Annotated in this window: 21 protein-coding genes; 4 read left to right on the plus strand and 17 right to left on the minus strand. The window is 67.6% G+C overall.

Going from position 1 to position 21,730, the window contains the following annotated elements:
- Positions 1–114: 114 nt before the first annotated feature.
- The 8 genes from recO to AC1RJ9_RS19400 all read right to left on the minus strand — a co-directional run bounded on the left by recO (position 115) and on the right by AC1RJ9_RS19400 (position 6,978).
- Complete coding sequence (gene recO / locus AC1RJ9_RS19365) at positions 115–897, minus strand: DNA repair protein RecO (protein WP_492839667.1); 783 nt, start codon at positions 895–897, stop codon at positions 115–117.
- A complete protein-coding gene (locus AC1RJ9_RS19370) occupies positions 849–1,700 on the minus strand; it encodes an arylamine N-acetyltransferase family protein (protein ID WP_492839666.1) in 852 nt (283 codons plus the stop codon). Before AC1RJ9_RS19370 ends, recO begins: the two co-directional genes overlap by 49 nt.
- Positions 1,693–2,667, minus strand: a complete 975-nt coding sequence (gene era, locus AC1RJ9_RS19375; protein WP_492839665.1) for a GTPase Era — start codon at positions 2,665–2,667, stop codon at positions 1,693–1,695. The genes AC1RJ9_RS19370 and era overlap by 8 nt, the downstream gene beginning before the upstream one ends.
- Before the next feature lie 69 nt (positions 2,668–2,736).
- Positions 2,737–3,339: a DsbA family protein gene (locus AC1RJ9_RS19380; RefSeq protein WP_492839664.1), complete on the minus strand. Its 603-nt coding sequence runs from the start codon at positions 3,337–3,339 to the stop codon at positions 2,737–2,739.
- Positions 3,340–3,984: 645 nt separating this feature from the next.
- Positions 3,985–4,680 carry a ribonuclease III gene (gene rnc, locus AC1RJ9_RS19385; protein WP_492839663.1) on the minus strand — a complete coding sequence of 232 codons (696 nt, stop codon included), beginning with the start codon at positions 4,678–4,680 and terminating at the stop codon, positions 3,985–3,987.
- Between the two features lie 21 nt (positions 4,681–4,701).
- On the minus strand, positions 4,702–5,547 hold the full coding sequence (gene lepB, locus AC1RJ9_RS19390; protein ID WP_492839662.1) for a signal peptidase I: 846 nt from the start codon (positions 5,545–5,547) through the stop codon (positions 4,702–4,704).
- Positions 5,548–5,733: 186 nt separating this feature from the next.
- Positions 5,734–6,135, minus strand: a complete 402-nt coding sequence (acpS, locus tag AC1RJ9_RS19395) for a holo-ACP synthase (protein WP_492839661.1) — start codon at positions 6,133–6,135, stop codon at positions 5,734–5,736.
- A 63-nt stretch (positions 6,136–6,198) separates the two neighbouring features.
- Positions 6,199–6,978 (minus strand): pyridoxine 5'-phosphate synthase, encoded by a 780-nt coding sequence (locus AC1RJ9_RS19400; RefSeq protein ID WP_492839660.1) that lies wholly within the window; start codon positions 6,976–6,978, stop codon positions 6,199–6,201.
- Positions 6,979–7,147: 169 nt separating this feature from the next.
- On the opposite strand from AC1RJ9_RS19400, the gene AC1RJ9_RS19405 reads away from it, so the two are divergent.
- Entirely contained in the window at positions 7,148–8,764 is a 1,617-nt protein-coding gene (locus AC1RJ9_RS19405; RefSeq protein ID WP_492839697.1) for a M20 family metallopeptidase, read from the plus strand.
- Between the two features lie 109 nt (positions 8,765–8,873).
- Here AC1RJ9_RS19405 and pyrE read toward each other — a convergent pair whose 3' ends face one another.
- Positions 8,874–9,455, minus strand: a complete 582-nt coding sequence (pyrE, locus tag AC1RJ9_RS19410) for an orotate phosphoribosyltransferase (RefSeq protein ID WP_492839659.1) — start codon at positions 9,453–9,455, stop codon at positions 8,874–8,876.
- 81 nt (positions 9,456–9,536) lie between these two features.
- Between pyrE and AC1RJ9_RS19415 the strand changes: the two genes are divergently transcribed.
- On the plus strand, positions 9,537–9,944 hold the full coding sequence (locus tag AC1RJ9_RS19415; protein WP_492839658.1) for an NUDIX domain-containing protein: 408 nt from the start codon (positions 9,537–9,539) through the stop codon (positions 9,942–9,944).
- Here AC1RJ9_RS19415 and AC1RJ9_RS19420 read toward each other — a convergent pair.
- The 5 genes from AC1RJ9_RS19420 to folK all read right to left on the minus strand — a co-directional run bounded on the left by AC1RJ9_RS19420 (position 9,941) and on the right by folK (position 16,531).
- Complete coding sequence (locus tag AC1RJ9_RS19420; RefSeq protein ID WP_492839657.1) at positions 9,941–10,981, minus strand: alpha/beta hydrolase; 1,041 nt, start codon at positions 10,979–10,981, stop codon at positions 9,941–9,943. The two genes, AC1RJ9_RS19415 and AC1RJ9_RS19420, sit on opposite strands and share 4 nt — an antisense overlap.
- Before the next feature lie 70 nt (positions 10,982–11,051).
- Entirely contained in the window at positions 11,052–13,286 is a 2,235-nt protein-coding gene (locus AC1RJ9_RS19425; protein ID WP_492839656.1) for a RelA/SpoT family protein, read from the minus strand.
- Between the two features lie 110 nt (positions 13,287–13,396).
- Positions 13,397–13,756, minus strand: a complete 360-nt coding sequence (gene rpoZ / locus AC1RJ9_RS19430) for a DNA-directed RNA polymerase subunit omega (protein WP_099577049.1) — start codon at positions 13,754–13,756, stop codon at positions 13,397–13,399.
- Between the two features lie 135 nt (positions 13,757–13,891).
- Entirely contained in the window at positions 13,892–15,949 is a 2,058-nt protein-coding gene (locus AC1RJ9_RS19435; RefSeq protein WP_492839655.1) for a M13 family metallopeptidase, read from the minus strand.
- 93 nt (positions 15,950–16,042) lie between these two features.
- A complete protein-coding gene (gene folK / locus AC1RJ9_RS19440; protein ID WP_492839696.1) occupies positions 16,043–16,531 on the minus strand; it encodes a 2-amino-4-hydroxy-6-hydroxymethyldihydropteridine diphosphokinase in 489 nt (162 codons plus the stop codon).
- A gap of 48 nt (positions 16,532–16,579) precedes the next feature.
- On the opposite strand from folK, the gene AC1RJ9_RS19445 reads away from it, so the two are divergent.
- Both AC1RJ9_RS19445 and AC1RJ9_RS19450 read left to right on the plus strand, forming a co-directional pair.
- Complete coding sequence (locus AC1RJ9_RS19445) at positions 16,580–17,176, plus strand: LabA-like NYN domain-containing protein (RefSeq protein WP_492839654.1); 597 nt, start codon at positions 16,580–16,582, stop codon at positions 17,174–17,176.
- 1 nt (position 17,177) lies between these two features.
- A complete protein-coding gene (locus AC1RJ9_RS19450; RefSeq protein WP_492839653.1) occupies positions 17,178–17,855 on the plus strand; it encodes a uracil-DNA glycosylase in 678 nt (225 codons plus the stop codon).
- Here the strand turns inward: AC1RJ9_RS19450 and AC1RJ9_RS19455 are convergent.
- The 3 genes from AC1RJ9_RS19455 to glpK all read right to left on the minus strand — a co-directional run bounded on the left by AC1RJ9_RS19455 (position 17,852) and on the right by glpK (position 21,579).
- A complete protein-coding gene (locus AC1RJ9_RS19455; protein ID WP_492839695.1) occupies positions 17,852–19,063 on the minus strand; it encodes a Gfo/Idh/MocA family protein in 1,212 nt (403 codons plus the stop codon). The genes AC1RJ9_RS19450 and AC1RJ9_RS19455 overlap by 4 nt on opposite strands.
- Positions 18,970–20,004: an SMP-30/gluconolactonase/LRE family protein gene (locus tag AC1RJ9_RS19460; protein WP_492839652.1), complete on the minus strand. Its 1,035-nt coding sequence runs from the start codon at positions 20,002–20,004 to the stop codon at positions 18,970–18,972. The genes AC1RJ9_RS19455 and AC1RJ9_RS19460 overlap by 94 nt, the downstream gene beginning before the upstream one ends.
- Positions 20,005–20,088: 84 nt before the next feature.
- On the minus strand, positions 20,089–21,579 hold the full coding sequence (glpK, locus tag AC1RJ9_RS19465; RefSeq protein WP_492839651.1) for a glycerol kinase GlpK: 1,491 nt from the start codon (positions 21,577–21,579) through the stop codon (positions 20,089–20,091).
- Between the last annotated feature and the right edge of the window lie 151 nt (positions 21,580–21,730).

Here is a 21,730-nt window from a genome sequence, read left to right on the forward strand (position 1 = left end):
ATCCTAGCAGACATCGCCGCGATGATTCGACCGGTTAGGCCTGAACGATCCCCGGTTTTCCGGCTTCCAGCGCGGAGGGCGACCGAATTCGCGCGGAAAGCGTCGGAACGGCGCTCACAGTCGGCCGGCCTCCGTCAGGCGATCGATCAGCCACATGCGCGGCGCGGGCAGCGGCCGGTTCAGCGGGCCGAAGACGAACTGTTCGAGAAAGTGACCGGTGATGTCCAGGCCCGCCTTCACATCGCCCTCGGCCAGGCCGCCCTGCGAGGACAGCATGAACGGCGGCAGCGGCAGCAGCTTGTCGTGGTACGGCGCCCCCGCCCCTCGGCTGACGGCGCGACCGGTGCGCGGGCTGACATAGACCAGATCGTCGAAGCTGCCCGTGGCGGCGCACTTGGAGAGATCCAGGCCAAAGCCCAGTTCCTGCAAGAGGCCCGCCTCGTAGCGCACATAGACGGCCGGCCAGATGTCGGGGATCTCCAGCACGCGGATCAGGGCTTCCAGCGCATGGAAGGCGCCCGGATGGGCCTCGCGCTCCGGCAGGGCCGACGCGGCGATCGCGGCTGCGGACGACAGGCCCGCCAGCGCCAGGCTGTCGTCGAACAGGCTGGAAGGCCCCTCGCCCATCGGCTCCAGCGTGGCCGAGCCCAGTTGGTCCGCGACCCGGGCGCGATAGCGGGCGATGACCCGCGCGCCCGGCTGCAGGAAGGGCTTCATCCGCCGCGAGGCCGCGCCGGCCACGTGGGCGGCGAACTTGCCGTGACCTTCCGTCAAGAGCTCGACGATGGCCCCCGTCTCGCCGTGCGAGCGGGCCGAGAGGACGTAGGCTTCGTCCTCCCATTCGGTGGTCAAGCGGGGGTCCCCCAGGCGACGACCTTCTCCAGCACGTCGCGCCATTCAGGCTCGACCGGCAGGCCGATGACGTCGCGCAGGGTCGCTTCCAGTTCGTCGACGGTGAGGTCCCGCTGCTCGACCACCGCGCCGGTGACGTCGCGATGGGTGAAGCGGTTGTTCTTCAGGGCGTAGCGGGCGGTCGGCGTCGTGCGCCCCACCGTCATGCTCCAGGTGAAGTGCGAGCTGGGGTGCGTGTAGGTGAAGTAGTTTCCTGGCTCGTAGTCGACGTCTTCCCAGGGGCCCAGCGCCACCTGATAAAGCGGCGCCCAAGTCCCCGACAGATTGGCTAGCACCAGCCGCTCGCCGCCCATCTCCGGCGCGGCGGTCTCGATGCGGAACGGACCGTTGGGGGTCTGTTGCACGGCGTTCGAGAACAGATCCAGCGGCGCCGTCAGCACGCAGCCGCCGAAGCCGCTGTCGGCGAGCCAGGCGACGCCGTCGACCATGACCTTCAGCACCATGTGCGAGCGGGCCCGCATCGGAGCGTCAGCCGGTTTCATCCACCAGACGCGAGCCATCAAGCCTTGAACTTCGAAGCCCAACGCCTCCAGCACGCGCTTCAAGAGACCATTCTGCTCGTAGCAGTAGCCGCCCCGTCCGGCCCCGATCAGCTTGGCGTCGACATCGGCCGGAACGATGCTGATCCCGCGTCCCAAGAGGACGTCGAGATTCTCGAACGGGATGGCGTCCGGGTGCTTCAGCGTGAGGGCGCGCAGCGTCGCCAGGGTCGGCTCGCGCGGACCGTCGTAGCCGATGCGCCGGAAGTAGGCGTCCAGATCGACGGCCGCCGCGGGCGCGTCAAACATCGAAATCCAGTCCGATATCGCTGAACAGGCCCCGCTCCTCGGCCCAGTTCTCCTTGACCTTCACGTGCAGGAACAGGTGAACCTTGCGGTCGAGGATGTCGCACAGCTCCTCGCGCGAGGCCTGGCCGATCCACTTCAGGGTCTGTCCGCCCTTGCCGATCACGATGATCCTCTGGCCTTCGCGCTCGACCAGGATGGTCTGCTCGATGCGCACCGAGCCGTCCTTGCGCTCCTCGAACGCCGTGGTCTCGACCATGGCGGCGTAGGGCAGTTCATCGTGGACGCGGAGGTAGACCTTCTCGCGGGTGATCTCCGACGCCAGCAGGCGCGCCGGCAGGTCGGCGGTCTGGTCCGCCGGATAGAGCCACGGCCCTTCCGGCATCATCGAGACCAGCTTGGCGGTCAGGTCCTCGACGCCGGCGCCGGTCGCGGCGCTGATCATGAAGACGTCGGTGTAGACGCCGGTGTCGAAGAATTCCTTGGCCACCTGCAGCAGGGTGTCGCGCTTGACGCCGTCGATCTTGTTCAGGGCCAGGATGACTTTGCGGTTCGCGGCCTTCAGGCCCTCGATGATGGTCTGGACGTCCTGGACCGAGCGGTATTCGCCGGGCGTGGCCTTGTCTTCGCGGCTGGCCAGTTCGGCCTGAACGTCGACCAGGTGGACGGTGGCCTCGGCGTCTTCCGAGCCGGCCCAGGCCGCGCGGACCATGGCGCGGTCCAGGCGACGGCGCGGGCTGAAGATCCCGGGGGTGTCGACGAGCACGATCTGGGTGTCGCCCGCGATGGCGACGCCGCGCACGGGGAAGCGAGTGGTCTGGACTTTCTGGGTCACGATCGAGACCTTGGCCCCGACCATGCGGTTGACCAAGGTGGACTTGCCGGCGTTCGGCGCGCCGATGATCGCCGCGAAACCGGCGCGAGTCTGAGCGGGTGTTTGGGCGGGTGTTTGGGAGGTGGTGTCAGTCATTGCGCGTGCGTGTAGCACAGCGAGGCCGGAATTCCTCCCCCTGTACGCCGCGCATGACCAACGCCGCTGTCAGTGGCCGGAATTCTCGATAGCCGCGTCGATCTCGGCCAGCGAGTGGTAGCCCGGCTCCATCTTGCGGCCGTTGATCTCGAAGGTCGGGGTGGCGTTGATGTCGTGCTCCTTGGCGTTCTTCTCGACCCGCTCGTTCAGGGCCTTGATCGCCGCCTCGTCGGTGACGCACTTGTTGAACTGCTCCTCGTTCATGCCGACCGACTTGGCGATGTCCAACAGGGTCTCGCGCGGCGTCTCGAAGACGCCCGGCTGGCTGGCGAAGATCGCTTCGTTGACCTGGAAGTACTTGTCCTTGCCGGCGCAGCGGGCCAGCAGGAACCCGGCCGAAGCCACCGTGACTTCAGAGCCGCCGCCGACCAGCATCTCGCGGAACACGTAGTGGACCTTCCCGGTATCGATGTACTTGGACTTGAAGGCCGGAAAGACTTCCGTGTCCCAGCGCGCGCAGATCGGACAGCCGACCGAGGCGTATTCGACCACCGTCACCTTGGCGTCCTTGTTCCCCAGGCTCATGTCGTCGGGCAACGCCTGGAAGGACTGGCCCTTGCCGCAGGCGGCCAGGCCGAGGGTCAGCAGCAGGGCGACGGCGAGACGGCGCATGGGGAAGTTCTCCGGGAATCGCGGACGCGAGACAGCATGAGAGAGCGCGAGCGGGGCGGGGGTCAACCTCCGGTGAACGAGGGTCGCACGTCGGCCACTTCACGCGGCCAGCCGCTGAAGTTCGTGAAAGGGACGCGGAGCGCCGGGCCACGCCCGGAGGATGATTGAGTAGATACCGTTTCGACGAAGCCAGAGCGCTCCGCGTGGTCCGTTATCCGGAAGCCTTCGAGAGCGCGGGGTTTTAACCCGCTCCCGATGTTTGGGCCTCCGACGGGCGGGCCAGGGCGACGACCCTAGTCCCGGACGCACGGGCGATTTCAGCCCGGGCCTGTCGCGCTCGCCGAACCCTCGCCGCCAGAGCTTCGCCCCATGTTTCAGGGAACCCGCCGCCGGATCGGTCGCGAAGGCGTCTCCGAAGAGACCCCGACGAGCGCGTCCCGCTCAACCACCCCTGACAGCCGTCACGATCGCCGGCCGGACGTCCCTTCCAAGCCGTCAGGTGAGATCATTGTCGGGCAGGATTCAGCGCGGATCATTCAGCGGCGCGAAAAATCGACAAGTGATTGATTTCGTGGTGTTCAGTGTCGCGAACGCCGGGGATAGAGCGCTTCCAATCCCCTCTCCGCGAGAGAGGGGCGGGACGCCCTACTCCGCCCCTTCGCGCTCCAGCAGAGCCTTGGCGGCGGCCTTCTCGGCTTCCTGGCGCGACTTGCCCTTGGCGATGGCGGGGTCGACGCCCTTGACCGTCACCTCGACCGTGAACACCGGCGCGTGGTCCGGACCCGTACGGTCCAGGACGCGGTAGGTCGGCAGCGGACGGCCCTTGCCCTGGGCCCATTCCTGCAGCGCGGTCTTGGGATCGCGCGGACGCCCCTCGCCGGCCCTGTCGAACTCGTCGGCCCACAGGTCGAGGAACACCTTGCGGGCCGCATCCAGGCCGCCGTCCTGGTAGAGGGCGGCCATCAGGGCTTCGGCGCCGCCGGCCAGGATCGAGTCGGTCTCGCGACCGCCGATCTTGCTGGACGAGGCCGACAAGCGCAGGGCCGGCCCCAGTTCGGCCTTGCGGGCGACGCGGGCGCAGGTCTCGCGGCTGACAATGGCGTTCAGGCGCGGCGCGAGCTCGCCTTCCTTGGCCCTCGGATAACGATCGGCCAGGGCCTCGGCGGCCAGCAGGCCCAGCACGCGGTCGCCGATGAACTCCAGCACCTCGTTGTCGCGGACCTTCTTGGCCCCATCCCCGACGCTGGCGTGCGTCAGGGCGCGTTCGAGCAGTTCGCGGTCGTTGAACCGATGGCCGATCCGGCGCTCGAGGTCGCCGACGGCGGCGACCCGTCTATCCATGGCTTGCAGGTCCCTTGGGGTTCACTTCAGCACGTGGAAGAAGCGGCTGGGACGCGCGTTCAGGAACCACGTCCACGGCTTGAACAGGCTGGCCTCGGCGTTCCACGACAGCAGGATGATCTGGGCGCGGCCGACCAGGTTCTCGGCGGGCACGAAGCCGACGCCGATCTCGTCACCGATATATTGGTCCAGTTCGTAGTCCCACTTGCAGGCGCTCTCGGCATACGGCGAGACGCCCGGGTCGAACCGGCTGTCGGCCGAGTTGTCGCGGTTGTCGCCCATGAAGAAGTAGCAGCCGGCCGGCACGGTATAGACGCCGGTGTTGTCGCCGCGGCTGTCGGGACCGAAGTCCTGGGTGTTGTACTGGCGGCCTTCCGGGTTGGTCTCCTGGAAGCGCTGGACCTGCTGGGTGAAGCCATAGCCGGTGTCGACCAGGGCCGGGGCCTGTTCCTTGCGCGGCAGGGCCTTGCCGTTGATGAACACCTGGCCGCCGCGGATCTGGACCTTGTCGCCCGGCAGGCCGATCAGGCGCTTGATGTAGTCCGTGCGGTTGTCGCGCGGCAGCTTGAAGACGATGATGTCGCCGCGCGTCGGCGCGTGGCCCAGGATGCGGCCCTTGATGATCGGCGGGCTGAACGGGATCGAGTGCTTGCTCCAGCCGTAGCTGAACTTCGACACGATGATGTAGTCGCCCTGATAGAGGTTGGGCTCCATCGAGGCCGACGGAATGGTGAACGGCTGGAACAGCAGGACCCGCAGCACCAGGGCGATGCCCAGGGCGTAGGCGACGGTCTTGATGATTTCGATGAACTCGGCGACGACGCCCTTCTGTTCGGGCGGCGTAAGGTCGTCGGCGGCGTCGGTCATGCGGGCGCGGAGCTCTTCGAAGATGATTGACCGGCGAACCGGTTCGGCTTTGCTAGACGGGCTTGCCCCCATGAGCAAGAGTTGGAGGGGCAAGTGGCCGGGCCGTTAGCCGTCCTTCATGGCGACGGTTGGGCCGTTTCGTCAAACGGTCTCGGGCGCCACGCGAGTTGGTCGGAGGCGAGTGCGTCAGGCCTTGGGCAGGGCCTCGATGATCACGAAGGCCTGGGCGTAAGGGTGGTCGTCGGTCAGGGAGAGGTGGATCACCGCCTCCATGCCCTCTGGGGTCAGTTCCTTCAACCGCTCCAGCGCGCCGCCGGTCAGCGCCATGGTCGGCTTGCCCGACGGCAGGTTGACCACGCCCATGCCGGCCAGGTGCACGCCGCGCTTCAGGCCCGTGCCCAGGGCCTTGGAGCAGGCCTCCTTGGCCGCGAAGCGTTTGGCGTAGCTGGAGGCGCGGTCGGGCTTGCGCTCGGACCGCCGACGCTCGATCTCGGTGAAGACCTTGTTGGTGAAGCGTTCGCCGAAGCGCTCGAGCGACTTTTCGATCCGTCGGATATCGCAGAGGTCCGAGCCGATGCCGATGATCACGCGGCCTGCTCCGCTTCCACCGAGCGCGTTTCGCGCTCGGCATCTTTTAGTTGTCGAGCATCCTTACGCAAAACCGGCCTCCACTTTCGCGGGATGCTCGACCCGGGCGGCGTCCATCAACAGGCGCATCCGCTGGATGGCCTGCGGCAGGCCGACGAAGATCGCCTCGCCGATCAGGAAGTGGCCGATGTTCAGCTCGGCGATCTCCGGTATCGCGGCGATCGGCTTGACGGTGGCGTAGTCGATGCCGTGGCCGGCGTGGACTTCGAGACCGAGGCTCGCGGCCAGGGTCGCGCCCCGCTTCAGCCGTTCGAGAATGGCTTCGGCGCGCTCGATGTGGCCCTCGCGATAGGCGTCGCAATAGGCGCCGGTGTGCAGCTCGATGACCTGGGCGCCGGCGGCGGCCGAGGCGCGGATGTGCTCGGGGTCGGCTTCGATGAACAGCGACACCCGGGCCCCGACCGTGCGCAGGCGGGCGGTGGCGTCGGTGATGCGGTTCTGGCCCTTGATCACATCCAGGCCGCCCTCGGTGGTCACCTCCTCGCGGCGCTCGGGCACCAGGCAGGCGGCGTGCGGGCGCGCCCCGATGGCGATGCCGACCATCTCGTCGGTCACGGCCATTTCGAAGTTCAGCGGCTTGCCGCGCTTGTGGCAGAGGTCGGTCAGCACGGCGATGTCGGCGTCACTGATGTGGCGGCGATCCTCGCGCAGGTGGGCGGTGATGCCGTCGGCGCCGGCGGCCAGGGCCAACTCCGCCGCGCGCACGGGCTCGGGATAGGACGAACCGCGCGCGTTCCGGATCGTGGCCACGTGGTCGATATTGACGCCCAGTCGCAAGCTCATCCGCTCTTCCTGCTGAAACCAAGGACTCAAGGACTCGAGGCGAAATCTATAAGCCCAGCCGCCCGCCTGTGCAGGTGGGAATTTCGCGGGCCGGCGCCAGGGCTGGCGCATGGACAAAGCCGCGCGGGCGCCTGATCGTATACGCTCTACCTTTGGGAGGGGCGTGATGATTTCGAACAAGACCTGGCTCGCCGCGACGGCGGGCGTTCTGGCTGTCGCCATGGCCAGCGGCGCAGGCGCCGCCGACGTCTCGGCCGGCAAGCTCAAGAGCCTGAAGGCCGAAGCCGTGGCCGGCGTCGAGAGCCGCGCCAAGCTGGCCCAGGTGATGAACGACGAGATCTTCTCGTTCGGCGAACTGGGCTTCCAGGAGGTCGAGACTTCGGCCTACATCACCAAGGTGCTGGAGCAGAACGGATTCACCATCAAGCGCGGCGTCTCGGGCATCCCGACGGCCTGGACCGCGACCTGGACGAACGGGACCGGCGGCCCGACCATCGCCTTCGGCAGCGACATCGACTGCATCCCCAAGGCCTCGCAGAAGCCGGGCGTGCCCTGGCACGATCCGATCGTTCCGGGCGCGCCGGGCCATGGCGAAGGCCACAATTCCGGCCAGGCCCTGAACGTCGTCGCCGCCCTGGCGGTCAAGGACGTGATGACCAAGCAGAACATCGCCGGGACTCTGGTTCTGTGGCCCGGCGTGGCCGAGGAGCTGGTGGCCGGCAAGGCCTACATGGTCCGCGACGGCGTGTTCAAAGGCGTCGACGCCACCATCTTCACCCACGTCGGCTCGAACCTGCAGACCGCCTGGGGCCAGCCCTCGGGCACCGGCCTGGTTTCCATCAAGTACAATTTCCATGGCGAGTCCGCCCACTCGGCCGGCGCGCCCTGGCGCGGCCGCAGCGCCCTGGACGCCGTCGAACTGATGGACATGGGCTGGAACATGCGCCGCGAGCATCTCAAGCCCGAGCAGCGTTCGCACTATGTGATCACCGACGGCGGCGACCAGCCCAACGTCGTGCCGTCCGAGGCCACCGTCTGGTACTATTTCCGCGAACAGACCTTCGACGCGATCAAGAAGAACTGGGACATCGGCAACCGGATCGCCAAGGCGGCGGCCGACATGACCGACACGAAGATGGACTACGCCATCGTCGGCACGGCCGCCCCGCGCCACTTCAACAAGCCGATCGCCGAGGCCGCCCAGAAGAACATCGACGCCGTCGGCCTGCCCAAATGGACCGACGACGAGCAGGCCTTCGCCAAGGCGGTGCAGAAGAACGTCGGCTCGACCAAGCAGGAAGGCCTCGACGTCAAGCTGAAGGGCTTGAAACCGCCGGAGGAGAAACCGGAAAGCGGCGGCTCGGACGACATCGGCGACATCTCGTGGATCATGCCCACGATCACCATCAACTATCCGTCGAACATCCCCGACCTGCCGGGCCACCACTGGGCCAACGCCATCTCGATGGCCACGCCGATCGCCCACAAGGGCGTGGTGGCCGGCTCGAAGGTGGTGGCGATGACGGCGCTGGACCTCTTGACCCAGCCCAAGCTCTTGGCCGAGGCCAAGACCTACTTCACCGACGTCCAGACCAAGACGCAGAAGTACGTGCCAATGCTGGCCGCGACCGACAAGCCGCAGACCCAGATCAACGCCAACATCATGGCGACCTTCCGGCCCGAGATGAAGAAGTACTACTACGACCCCGACAAGTACGGGACCTATCTGGAACAGCTGGGCATCGCCTGGCCGGTCAAGCAGCTGACGCCGCCGACCGCGAACTGATCCGCCGAGGCGCGTCCTCGCCCTTCGATAGGCTCAGGGTGAGGACGGATGCCGAAGCCCGAGTAGAAAACCTCACCCTGAGCTTGTCGAAGGGCGAGGTTTCCGCGCCTCAGCGCAGCCGGCGGCTGCCGGGATCCTCGATGGGGATCGCGGCCAGCTCCGGCGGCAGGGCGTCGGCCGGATAGGCCGGGACTTCCAGGCTGCACAGCGAGACCAGCGGCACGCCGACATCGACCTTGCCGCCCGAGCGGTCGACGATGCAGGCAGCGGCCACGACGTCGCCGCCGGCGTCCTGGATGGCCTGGATGCACTCGCGCGACGACAGGCCGGTGGTGACGATGTCCTCGACCATCACGACCTTCTGGCCGGGCTCGAGGTGGAAGCCGCGGCGGAACTTGAAGCTGCCGCCCTCGCGCTCGACATAGATCGACGGCACGTTCAGGTGACGGGCGGTCTCGTAGCCGGGGATGATGCCGCCGACGGCCGGCGAGACGGCGACGTCGACCGCGCCGACCGTGGCGAGGATCTTCTCAGCCAGGGCCTTGCAGAGCCGCTCGCAGCGTTCGGGGCGCATGAACACCAGGTTCTTCTGCAGGAAGACCGGGCTGTGCAGGCCGGAGGACAGCACGAAGTGGCCTTCGCGCAGGGCTCCCGCGGCGCGGAATTCGTCGAGGACGTCATCGTTGGTCATGAGCGCTGCGTATAGCCCAGAAGCCTGAGTCTTCAAGCGCCGGCTTGCCTCGCGGCCGCGTTTCAGGCTTTACCGCCACTCATGACCGAAGAAGTTCAACGTCCTCGCGTCGGCTGTGGCGCCGCCATCCTCGACAACCAGGGCCGGCTGCTGCTGGTCAAGCGCGTGAAGAACCCCGAGGCCGATCACTGGGGCGTGCCCGGCGGCAAGCTGGACTGGGGCGAAGCCGCCAAGACCTGCGCAGAGCGCGAGATCAACGAGGAACTGGGCGTCACCATCAAGGCCGGCCGCGTCCTGGCCGTCACCGACATGGTCGCCCCCGACTATCACTGGGTGGCCATCACCTATGCGGTCGAGAGCTTCGAGGGTGAGCCCGCGATCCAGGAAGCCCACGCCATCCACGAATGGGGCTGGTTCCCGCTGGACGCCCTGCCCTCGCCGATGACGGCGGGCACGCGTGACGCGGTGGCGGCGCTGAAGGCCCGCTAAGCCAGCTCCTTCGCGATCCGCCACGCCCGCAGCGGCAGCATATAGTCCCGGTTGCCGATCGCCTCGGCGTCCATGCCCGCCAGCACCGCGCCGATATCGAAGGTCATGGCGCGGCTGCGCGCATAGTAGCTGTGCTGGATCAGGGCGTCGGCGTCGCCGGCCACGTTGCGGCAGTCGACCAGCACCACCTTCTTGGGCAGCATGTCGATCAGCCGCGGGCCGTCCGAGCCCAACCGATCCGGATTGCCCTTGGTCTTGTCCGAGATCACCAGCGCCCGGTCGGACGGATTGAAATAGACGGTCACCTGCCGGCCGATCTTCGGCAGCGGCTTCAGCTTGCTGTCCTGCTCGAAGGTGTCGTCGTCCTCGTCGGGCGCGGCCAGCAGGATCTGGTCGAAGATTCGCACCAGCCCGTCGGCGTTCTTGGCGAGCACCGCCTGCAGGCCTTGGCGCAGGACATAGGCGCCCATGCTGTGGGCCATCAGGTGGATGCTGCGATCGCAGCGATCCTGGTTACGGAGCTGCTCCAGAAAGTCCTTCAGCTTCAGATAGGTCCGCGCCAGGGCCGGTCCGGACGCCCGCGCGTCCTCCCGATCGCTGTAGTAGGACATGAACGGCACCGCCTCGCCGTCCGAGGGCCAGCTGAACACCACCACGTTCACCGGTCGGCCGTCGTCGGTCGCCCCGGCCCGGATCCGCACATCGCGCGCCAGTCGCGCGCCGGCCTCGATCGCGCCGTTGAACGTGACGTTGAAGCCGTGGATGAAGACGAGCGTGTCCTGGCCGTCCAACATGGCCTTGCGGACGTCGTCCAGGAACCGGCCGCCGCCGGTCTTGGTCACGTCGGTCTCGCCCTTCATGTCCGGATAGACGAATACCGACCCGCCCTGCAGCGTCTCGACGCCCTCCCGGAAGTCGACATAGCCGAACCGCAGCGCCGCCACCCCGTCGGGATTGAAGCGCGGTCCGAAGACCAGCTTCTTGTTGTCGGGCTGCTCGTTGCGATTGGTCGCGAAATAGACGCGCACAGCACCCATGGTCGCCTCCCCGGTCTTGACCAGGACGATGCGCCCTTAACGGGAATTCGGCAACCGTTCAGCTTGGAGCTTAGCCGCGCGTCCGATCCACGGTCTCGACCGAAGGACACGCCCGCAGCGCGGCCTGGATGTTGGTCAGGTGCTTGGCGTCACGGACCTCGACGTCGATGTCGGTGTCGAAGAAGTCGCTCTGCCGGTGGTGCATCCGCAGATTGACGATGTTGCCGCCGGCCTCGCCGATAATCGTGCAGACCAGGCCCAGCACGCCGGGCGCGTTCTGGATGGTGGCGTGCAGGCGGGTCAGCGAGATGGTCGAGCGCTCGGCCTCGGGCGTCCAGTTCAGGTCGCGCCACAGCTCCTCGCGGTCCTCGTATTCGGCCAGGCGCGGGCAGTCGATGGTGTGGACGTCCAGGCCCCCATCCTCGTTGTTGGCGCCGTCCTCGCGCAGGATGCCGACGATGCGGTCGCCCGGCACCGGGCTGCAGCAGTGGGCGAAGTGCAGCGAGACGCCCGGGGTCAGGCCGCCGCCGCGCACATAGAGCGTCGCGCCCTGGCCGCCTTCGATCTTGCGGCGAGCCGTGGCGGCCTCGCGCTCGGAATCCTTCATGCCTGGATAGGCCGTCTCCAGCACCTGGCTGGGCGAGACCCGACCCCGCCCGACCGCGTCGAACAGCGCCTCGTCGCTCTCCAGGGCGAAGCGCTCCAGGATAGGCCGCAGCGAGACGTCCTTCAGCTTCTTGCCAGCGCGCTCGAAGACCTGCTCCAGCGACGCCTTGCCCAGGCGCAGGAACTCTTCCTTCTCGGTCTGGCGGATATGACGCCGAATGGCGGATCTCGCCCGGCCCGTGACCGTCAGCGAGCGCCAGTCCGGCGGCACCACGGGCTTGGAGCCCCGCACCACCTCGACCACGTCGCCATTGACCAGCGGCGTGCGCAGCGGCTTCAGCTCGCCGTTGATCTTCACGCCGATGCAGGTGTCGCCGACGCTGGTGTGGACGGCATAGGCGAAGTCCAGCGGCATCGCGCCCCGCGGCAGACTGACCAGCTTGCCCTTGGGGGTGAAGACGAACACCTGGTCGAGGAACATCTCAAGCTTGGCGTGCTCGACCAGTTCTTCGCTATCCCCACCGTGCTCCAGCACCTGGACCAGCTGGCGCAGGTTAGCCAGCGGATCGCGACCGCCGGCGGCTTCCATGCCTTCCAGGTCGAGACCGTACGAGGCGTCCTTGTAGCGGAAGTGGGCGGCGACGCCCTCTTCGTTGACGCGGTCCATGGCCTCGGTGCGGATCTGCATCTCGATGCGCATCCCGCGCGGGCCCACGACCGTGGTGTGCAGCGAGCGGTAGTTGTTCCGCTTCGGCGTCGAGATGTAGTCCTTGAAGCGGTCGGGCACGCTGGACCAGGCCCGGTGCACGACACCGAGAGCGCGGTAGCAGTCTTCCTCGCTGTCGACGATCACGCGGAACGCATAGATGTCCGACATCTGCGAGAAGCCGATCGACTTGCGTTGCAGCTTGCGCCAGATCGAATAGGGCGACTTCTCGCGGCCGAAGACGCGGGCCGGCAGGGTCGACGACTCCAGGCGCGCGGCGATTTCCTGGCTGACCAGGGCCACCGCCCCGCCCTGCTCTTCGCGCAAGGCGTCCAGACGGCGGATGATGGCGTCGCGGGCGACCGGATTGGTGTGCTGGAAGGACAGCTCCTCCAGCTCCACGCAGATCCTGTGACAGCCGATGTTGCGGGCCAGCGGCGCGTAGATGTCGCGCGTCTCGCGGGCGATCCGCTCGCGTTTCGCCTGGTTCTTGATGAAATGAAGCGTCCGCATGTTGTGCAGACGGTCGGCCAGCTTGACCAGCAGGACGCGGACGTCCTTGGAGATGGCCAGGATGAATTTGCGCAGGTTCTCGGCCTGGCGCATGTGCTCGGCCTGCAGCTCGAGCTTGCTGAGCTTGGTGACGCCCTCGACCAGCTCGGCGATCTCGTCGCCGAACAGCTTGGCGATCTCTTCCTTGGTGACCGGGGTGTCCTCGATCACGTCGTGCAGCAGGGCCGTGACGATGGTCGCGGTGTCCAGCCGGTATTCGGTCAGGATGCCCGCCACCTCGATCGGGTGGGCGTAGTAGGGGTCGCCGCTGGCCCGGGTCTGCGAGCCGTGCATCCGCATGGCGTAGACATAGGCGCGATTGAGCAGGGCCTCGTCGGCCGTCGGGTCGTAGGCGTGGACCCGCTCGATCAGCTCATATTGGCGGAGGAATTTTGGGCGAGGCTTCGGAGCCTCGGCCGTCGTCGCCGCGGGGGGAGCCACAGACGAAGACGCGCCCGATTCCCCTCCAGAAGATGGGGCGTCGGGCGCGCGTTCGGAAAGAGCGGTCGAAGTGGCCGCTCGCAGGGTTAGAGGGTCTGCGCCTTCGGGGCTCAGTACCGCTCCTCCTGACCGCCGTCGCGGTCGCTCTGCAGGGCGCGAACCAGTTCCAGTTCGCTCATCTGCATGTGGCTCGGATCGGCCAGCAGGGCCAGGGTCTCGGCCTCTTCCTCGGCCTCGGTGTGCTCATCGACGCGTTGCAGCGTGCTGATGAGGTGTTCCTTCAGGCCTTCGTGGTCGATGACATCGTCCGCGATCTCGCGCAGGGCGACGACCGGGTTCTTGTCGTTGTCACGGTCGACCATCAGGGCGGCGCCGGCCGAGATGGCGCGGGCGCGGTGCGCGGAGAGCAGAACCAGCGAGAAGCGGTTCGGAACCTTCTCGACGCAATCTTCGACGGTGACGCGGGCCATGAGTTCCTCGGGCTGCCGATTAGCTATCGCAAAATAGGCTTGTGAGCGGCGACACGCAACGCCGCGCACGATTATCCTGCTTTCGCGAGGGGGCGCTTATGCCCCCTTCGCGAGTCAATGTCTACCCTATCAGATCTACCAGACCTTCACGCGCTTTTCGGGCGGCAGGTAGAGGGCATCGCCCGGCTTCACGCCGAACGCCGCGTACCAGTCGTCGATGTTGCGCACCGTCGAGGCGCGGTACTGGTCCGGGGCGTGACCGTCGGTGATCAGTTGCTGGCGCAGGGCCGCCGGGCGGTCGTAGCCGAGCCAGCTCTGGGCGAAGGCCAGGAAGAAGCGCTGATCGCCGGTCATGCCGTCGATCACCGGCGCGGGCTTGCCGCCCAGCGAGGCGTGGTAGGCGTCCAGCGCCGCGCCCAGGCCGGCGACGTCGGCGATGTTCTCGCTGAGCGTCTGCTTGCCGTTCACCGCCAGGTCCGGGAACGGCTTGTAGGCATCAAACTGGTCCGCAAGCGCCGCGCCGGCCTTCTGGAAGTGGTCGAAGTCGGCCGGCGTCCACCAGTTGCGCAGGCGCCCCTGGCTGTCGAACTGCGCGCCCTGGTCGTCGAAGCTGTGGCTGATCTCGTGGCCGATCGTGGCCCCGGTCGCGCCGTAGTTGGCGGCCGCGTCATTGGCCAGGTCGAAGTTCGGCGGAGCCAGGATGGCGGCCGGGAAGTTCAGGGCGTTCAGCATCGGCAGGTTCACGGCGTTGACCGTCTGCGGCGTCATCACCCACTCGCCGCGATCGACCGGCTGGCCCAGCTTGGCGAGGTCGGTGGCGTAGTCGAAGGCTTCCGCCCGCTGCAGGTTGCCGTAGGCGTCGCCCCGGACCACCGCATAGGCCGAATAGTCGCGCCAGGCATCCGGATAGCCGACGCCGACCTTCAGAACGGCCACCTTCCTGCGGGCCTCGGCCTTGGTCGCCGGGTCCATCCAGCCCAGGCCGTCGATGCGCTTCTCGAAGGCGACCTTCATGTTGTCGACCATGGCCGTTACTTCGGCTTTCGCCTGGGCCGAGAAGTACTTGTCGGCATAGAGCTTGCCGACCGCCTCGCCGAGCACGGCGTTGGTCGAGCCGACGGCCCGCTTCCAGCGCGGCGACAGCTGCGGCGTGCCCTGCAGGCCCTGGCCGTAGAAGGCGAAACGCTCGTCGACGAAGGCCTTGGGCAGGACGTTGCTGTAGTGGTCCATCAGGTGGAAGGTCAGATAGTCCTTCCAGGTCTCCAGCGAGACGCCGGCGACGGCCTGCCCGAGGCCGGTGACCATGGTCGGGTGCCAGACGATGAAGCGCGGCTGGTTCGACAGCTTGGCGGCGGCGAAGAAGGCGGTCCAGTCCAGGCCCGGGGCCTTGGCCGCGAAGTCGGCCGGGGTCCAGCTGTTGTTGGCCTTCTGGACGTCGGCGCTGTCGGCGCGCGTGCCCGAGGCCCGGGCCAGCTCGGTTTCCAGCGCCACGATCGCCTTGGCCTTGGCGGCCGCGTTGGCGACGCCGCCCAGGGTCAGGATCTTCTCGACGTGAGCCAGGTACTTGGTCCGCGCCTCGACCATCGAGGCCTTGTCCGAGACGTAGTATTCTCGGTCGGGCATGCCCAGGCCGCCCTGCAGCAGGAACGGCGCGTACTTGCTGGTGTCGTCGAACGACGGCGAGACCCACAGGCCCAGCACGTTGTCGGTGTAGAAGTCGGTGGCGTTCAGGGCGTCGACGTCGGCGCGGATGTTGCCGCCCAGCACCTGGGCCAGCTGCGTCTTGTCCTTGATGGCGGCGATGCGGGCCAGGTCGGCCTTCAGCGGCGTCAGGCCCTTGGCCTCGATGCCCGCCTCGTCCATGTAGCTGGCGTAGTAGTCGCCGACCTTCTTGCCGTCGCCGGCCCCGCCCTTGGCGGCGTCCTGGATCAGGTCGACCGTGCGCTTGTTGGCCTCCTCGACCATCACCGCGGTGATGCCGTAGCTGCTGCGGTCGGCGGGGATCGGGTGGGCCTTGACCCACTTGTCGTTGGCGTAGGTCCAGAAGTCGTCGCCCGGCTTGATGGACTTTTCGATCGAGGTCAGGTCGACGCCGCTTTTGGCCGCCATTTGGGCCTGAGCAAAGGCGGCCGGAGCGGCGGTCAGCAGCGCGCACGCGGCGGCGCAGGCGAGCAGCGAACGAGTCAGGGTCATGTGCGAGGTCCAGATGAGCGTGCGGGACGCTTTGCAGGGAATGGGGCGCGGAAATTTGACCGGACTATGGGCGCCGCTTCATCCGACCGGGAATTAAACTTTGGCAATGGAGCGCGCGTCGCGACCGATGCTGGCGTTGGCCGCCAGCCGGAAGGCCGGCTCGCCGCTGACGGGGTGGACCCAGGCCGAGGCCAGCTCGGCCAGCGGCCCCATCACGAACAGCCGATCGTGGGCGCGCGGATGCGGCACGACGAGATCGCCGTCCAACACCGTCCGGCCGTGAGCGATGAGATCAAGGTCCAGGGTGCGCGGGGCGTTGGCGGCTCCCCTCGCCCTTCCGAATCGTTCCTCGACCCCGTGAAGCGCCGCCAGGGTGTCGGTGGGCGAGAGGTCGGTGGTGACGATGGCCACGCCGTTCAGGTACTCGGGTCCCGCCGGATCGGGCCAGGCCGCCGAGGTCCACCAGGTCGAGCGCGCCACCACCGTCAGCCCGACGTCCGGCAAGGCGGCCAGCGCGGCTTCCAACAGCGCCTCGCGACTCGTATAGGGTCCGGGCAGATTGCTGCCGAGCGCCACGATCACGGCCTCGTCCAAGTCATTTCGAGCGACCTGATTTTTCAAGGGATTACCGTGACCTTCTATCCGACCGACCGCCTGGCGCTGTTCATCGACGGGGCCAATCTCTATTCCGCCGCCAGGGCCCTGGGCTTCGACATCGACTACCGCAAGCTGCTCGACGAGTTCAAAAAGCGCGGCGTCCTGATCCGAGCCTACTACTATACCGCGATCGCCGAGAACGACGATTATTCGCCGATCCGGCCGCTCGTGGACTGGCTGGACTACAACGGCTTCACCCTGGTGACCAAGCCGGCCCGCGAGTTCACCGACAGCCAGGGCCGCAAGCGCTGGCGCGGCGACATGGACATCGAGATCGCGGTCGACATGCTGCAGATCGCCGAAACGGCCGACCACCTGGTGCTGTTCTCCGGCGACGGTGATTTCCGCGCCGTGGTCGAGGCCGTTCAGCGCAAGGGCCGCCGGGTCACCGTGGTCTCGACCATGAAGAGCCAGCCGCCGATGACCAGCGACGACCTGCGCCGTCAGGCCGACAATTTCGTCGACCTCGCCGACCTGGGGAACATCATCGGCCGCCCGCAACGGGTCCAGCCGCGCCCGGTCTCGGACAGCCGCACGCCGGCCGAACGCGAAGCCGACGACGAGTATTGAGATGAGCCAGCGTTCCAACATCGTCGGCGAGGCCGTCCCCAACCCCGCCGAGCCGCCGCGCGACTGCCCGCTGTGTCCGCGCCTGGTGGCCTATCGCCGCGAGAACCAGGACCTCTATCCCGACTGGTTCAACGGCCCCGCCCCCTCGTTCGGCGACAAGGACGCGCGTCTGCTGGTCGCGGGCCTCGCCCCCGGCCGCAAGGGCGCCAACCGCACCGGCCGGCCGTTCACCGGCGACTATGCCGGGACCCTGCTCTACGACACGATGATCAAGTTCGGCTTCGCCACCGGCAAGTTCGAGGCGCGCCCCGATGACTCGCTTCAGCTGGTCGGCGCGGCCGTGACCAACGCCGTCCGCTGCGCCCCGCCCGGCAACAAGCCCGAGACGTCCGAAGAGAACAACTGCCGCCCGTTCCTCACCGCGCGGCTGGAAATGTTCCCGAACCTGAAGGCCATCATAACCCTGGGCGACGTCTCGCGGCGCAATGTGCTCAAGGCCCTGGGCCTGAAGGCTTCGGCCGGCGTTCCTGGCCATGGCTCGGAGTTCCAGGCCGGCCCCTATCGGATCTTCAACAGCTATCACTGCTCGCGGCTCAACACGAACACCGGCCGCCTGACGACGCCGATGTTCGAGGACCTGTTCGCGCGGGTGAAGGCTTATCTGGACGAGACGGCCTAAACCTTCACCGTCCGCCCCTCGCGCGCCGCGCGGTAGATGGCCTCGATCAGGCGCATGTCCTTGAGGCCTTCCCCGCCCGGAACGATCGGCTCGCGGCCGGTGAGGATGCACTCGGACAGGTGGTCCAACTGGGCCGAGAACTGGTTCGTCGCTTGCGGGGCCGGCTCGCGCGGGCCGGTCTGGCCGTTCAACTGGGCGCGCATGGCCTGGCCCTGGTAGCTGGTGGCCGGCTCGATCTCGACCCAGCCCTTGGGCCCCGAGACGCGGTAGCGGTTGACATTGGTCGTGTAGGTCGAATTGCAGTTGGCCACCGCGCCCGACGGGAACAGCAGCTGGAAGCTGATGATATCCTCCACCTCCTTGAAGCGGATGTTGGAGCGGTCGGTGGACTCCATCGCGTTGACGGCCACGGGCTCCTCGCCGGCCAGGTAGCGGGCGGCGTTGAGGCTGTAGATGCCGATGTCCATCAGGCTGCCGCCGCCGGACAGGGCCCGCTTCAGCCGCCACTGGGTCGGATCGCCGATCGTGAAGCCGTGGTCGGCGACGATGGTCCGCACCGGCCCGAAGGCCCCGTCCCGCGAAAGCTTGATGGCCTCGATATTGTGGGCCTGGAAGCGGCTGCGATAGCCGATCATCAGCTTGCGGCCAGCCTGTTTGCAGGCGGCGATCATCGCCTCGGCATCGGCCGAGGTCGTCGCCATCGGCTTCTCGCACATGACGTGCTTGCCGGCCTTGGCCGCCCGCTCGGTGAAGACCCGGTGCAGGCTGTTGGGCGTGATGACGTAGACGATGTCGACGTCGGGATTGTCGGCGATCCTGTCGAAGGTCTCGTAGCTGTAGCGATGGCTCTCCGGGATCCCGTACTGCTCGCCGAACGTCTTCAGCTTCTCGGGCGTGCCGCTGACCAGGGCCACCAGCTTGGAATGCTCGCACTCGGCGAAGCGGGGCATGATGATCTTGGTGGCGTAGTAGCCCAGGCCCAGGATCGCGTAGCCCAGCTTGCGCCCGGGCTCGGCGGCCCTGGCCTCAAGAGATGGGGCGGTTAGCGGCAGCGTGGCGGCGAGACCAGCCGCCAGGAACGTTCTTTTGCTGATCTCGTCCATGTCGCTCTCTCCTACCAGGCCAGGCCGGAAGTCTTGGTGCGCACGCGCGCCACAATGTGATTTGAGGTCAGGAACAGCGTCTTGCCGTCCTCGCCGAACGCGCAGTTGGCGGCCGGCCCGCCGGTCTCGATGACGCCCAGCAGCTTGGCTTCCGGCGTCAGGATCATGATCCCGCCCGGCCCGCTGGCGAACAGGTTGCCCTTGGCGTCGACCTTCATGCCGTCGGGAAGCCCGGGTCCGCCGGCCTTGAGCAGTTCCGCAGCGTCGAAGAACACTTTTGACGACTTGGGCAGGCCGTCCGCGCCCAGCTCATAGGCCATGATCACCGGGCGCTTGGGGTCCGAGATCGAGACGTAGAGTCGCTTGCCGTCCGGCGACAGGCCGACGCCGTTCGGGAACGACAGCGTATCGTCGACCAGCGCCACATCGCCATTGGGACGCAGCAGGTAGACGCCGTTGAACGCCAGCTCCTTGGCCGGCGAAGCGTCCAGGCCGTCCAGGCCGTAGGGCGGATCCGTGAAGTAGAGCGAGCCCTTCAGCGGCCCGTCGCGGACCTCCACCAGGTCGTTGGGGCTGTTGAATTTCTTGCCCTTGTAGGCGCCGGCCAGGACAGTCTTCTTCTTGGTCGCCAGATCCACCTTGGCTAGGCCGCGATTGCCGCAGTCGGCGATCACCAGGTCGCCGGCCAGGGTGATGATCGCGCCGTTCGAGCCGGCCTCGCGAAAGATCTTGGTCGGCGGGCCGTCATAGCCGGACGGCTTGAGGAACTCGGTCTTCCCGGTCTTGGGCGTCCATCGGTACATGACGTTGCCGGGCACGTCCGAGAACAGCAGCGACTTGCTTTCCCAATGCCAGGCGGGCCCCTCGGCCCAGGTGATCCCATCGGCGATCTGCTCGATCGGCGCTTTGGCGTCGAGGATCGCGTCCAGCGCCGGCGAGAGGCGGCGGATCTTGCCGACCTTCGGATAGGCGGGCGAAGCGGCCAGGGCCTGACCGCCAGCGATCAGGGCGGCTCCGGCGCCCAGCACGGCGCGACGGGTGGTCATGGCGATCTCCGCTTCTTTTTGTCAGATAGTTATGAGGCGACGCAAATGTTACCGCAACCAACGTTCGACTAAAGTCGCACAAACCTAAAGCCTCACCCTGGGCACCGCATCCAGCCAGCGGGCGTAGGCGGCCTCGCGCTCGTGGTCCTTGATCGACGGCGACAGGGTCTCGGCGGCCGGGCTGGCTTCGGCGGCTTCCTCGACCGAGGCGTAGAGCCCCGCGCCCACCCCGGCGAACAGGGCCGCGCCCAGGGCCGTGGTCTCCTGGTAGCTGGCGCGGCGCACCGACATTCCGGTCAGGTCGGCAAGCCGCTGCGAGAACCAGGCGCTTTTGGACATGCCGCCGTCGATGCGCAGCTGCGCCGCGTCTCCGAAAGCCGAGGGCGCGTCGGCGCGCATGGCCTCGATCAGGTCGCGGCTCTGCAAGGCGCAGGCGTCGAAGGTCGCCGCGGCGATCTCCGGCAGGCCGGCGTCGCGGGTGAGGCCGAAGATGCCGCCCCGCGCCTTGGCGTCCCACCAGGGCGCGCCCAGGCCGGTGAAGGCCGGCACCACCACGACGCCGTGATCGGCCTTGGCCGCCCGGGCCAGGGCCTCGGCCGCGCGCGGGCCGCCAGTGACGCCCAGCCCCTCCCCCAGCCACTGGATGGCCGCCCCGGCCACGAAGATCGAGCCTTCCAGGGCGTAGGTGGTCCTGCCTCCGACCCGCGCCGCCACGGTGGTCAGCAGGCGCGAGCGCGAGATCGGGCGGTCCTCGCCGGTGTTGATCAGCATGAAGCAGCCGGTGCCGTAGGTGGCCTTCATCTGGCCCGGCGCGACGCAGCCCTGCCCCATCAGCGCCGCCTGCTGGTCGCCGGCCACGCCGCGGATCGGAACGGGTCGCCCCAGCAGCTCGGCGCTCGTCTCGCCATAGTCGTCCACACAGTCCAGCACCCTGGGCAGCAGCGGCGCGGGGACCTTGAACAGATCCAGCATCTCGGCCGACCAGTCCTGGGCGCCGATGTCGAACAGCAGGGTGCGCGAGGCGTTGGTGGCGTCGGTGGCGTGCACCGCCCCGCCCGTCAGCCGCCAGATCACCCAGCAGTCCATGGTGCCGCACAGCAAGCCGCCCGCCTCGGCCCGAGCTCGCGCGCCCGGAACCCTGTCGAGAATCCAGGCGATCTTGGTGGCCGAGAAGTAGGGATCCAGCAGCAGCCCCGTGACCTCGGTGACGCGCGGCTCGTGGCCCGCCGTCTTCAGCGTGGCGCAGACCTCGGCCGTGCGGCGGTCCTGCCAGACGACGGCCGGATGGATCGGACGGCCGGTGGCGCGGTCCCAGACCACCACCGTCTCGCGCTGGTTGGTGATGCCGATGGCGGCGATGGCGTCCGCCCTGCCCGAGTTTTCGGCCACCTCGCGCAGCACCGCCACGCAGGCGGCGTAGATCTCCTCGGCGTCGTGCTCGACCCAGCCGTCGCGCGGATAGCTCTGGCGCAGCGGACGCGAGGCCTCGCCCAGGGACTGGCCCGCCCGGTCGAACAGGATGGCCCGGGTGCTGGTCGTGCCCTGGTCCAAGGCCAGGATCAGGTCTTGAGTCACATGTCCTCCGCTCACGCTTGCGACATCTCGACACGATATTGGCGCGCCGGTGTTCTTGCCCTGTTTAAGCATGTTTTCATTTGGGGGCCGCAAGGTCATCCTGATCGGGTCTTCCGGATTCGAAGGAGGCGGGCCATCCAAGCCGTCGAGA

It is taken from the genome of Caulobacter sp. GW822-FHT07D08, assembly GCF_058798735.1.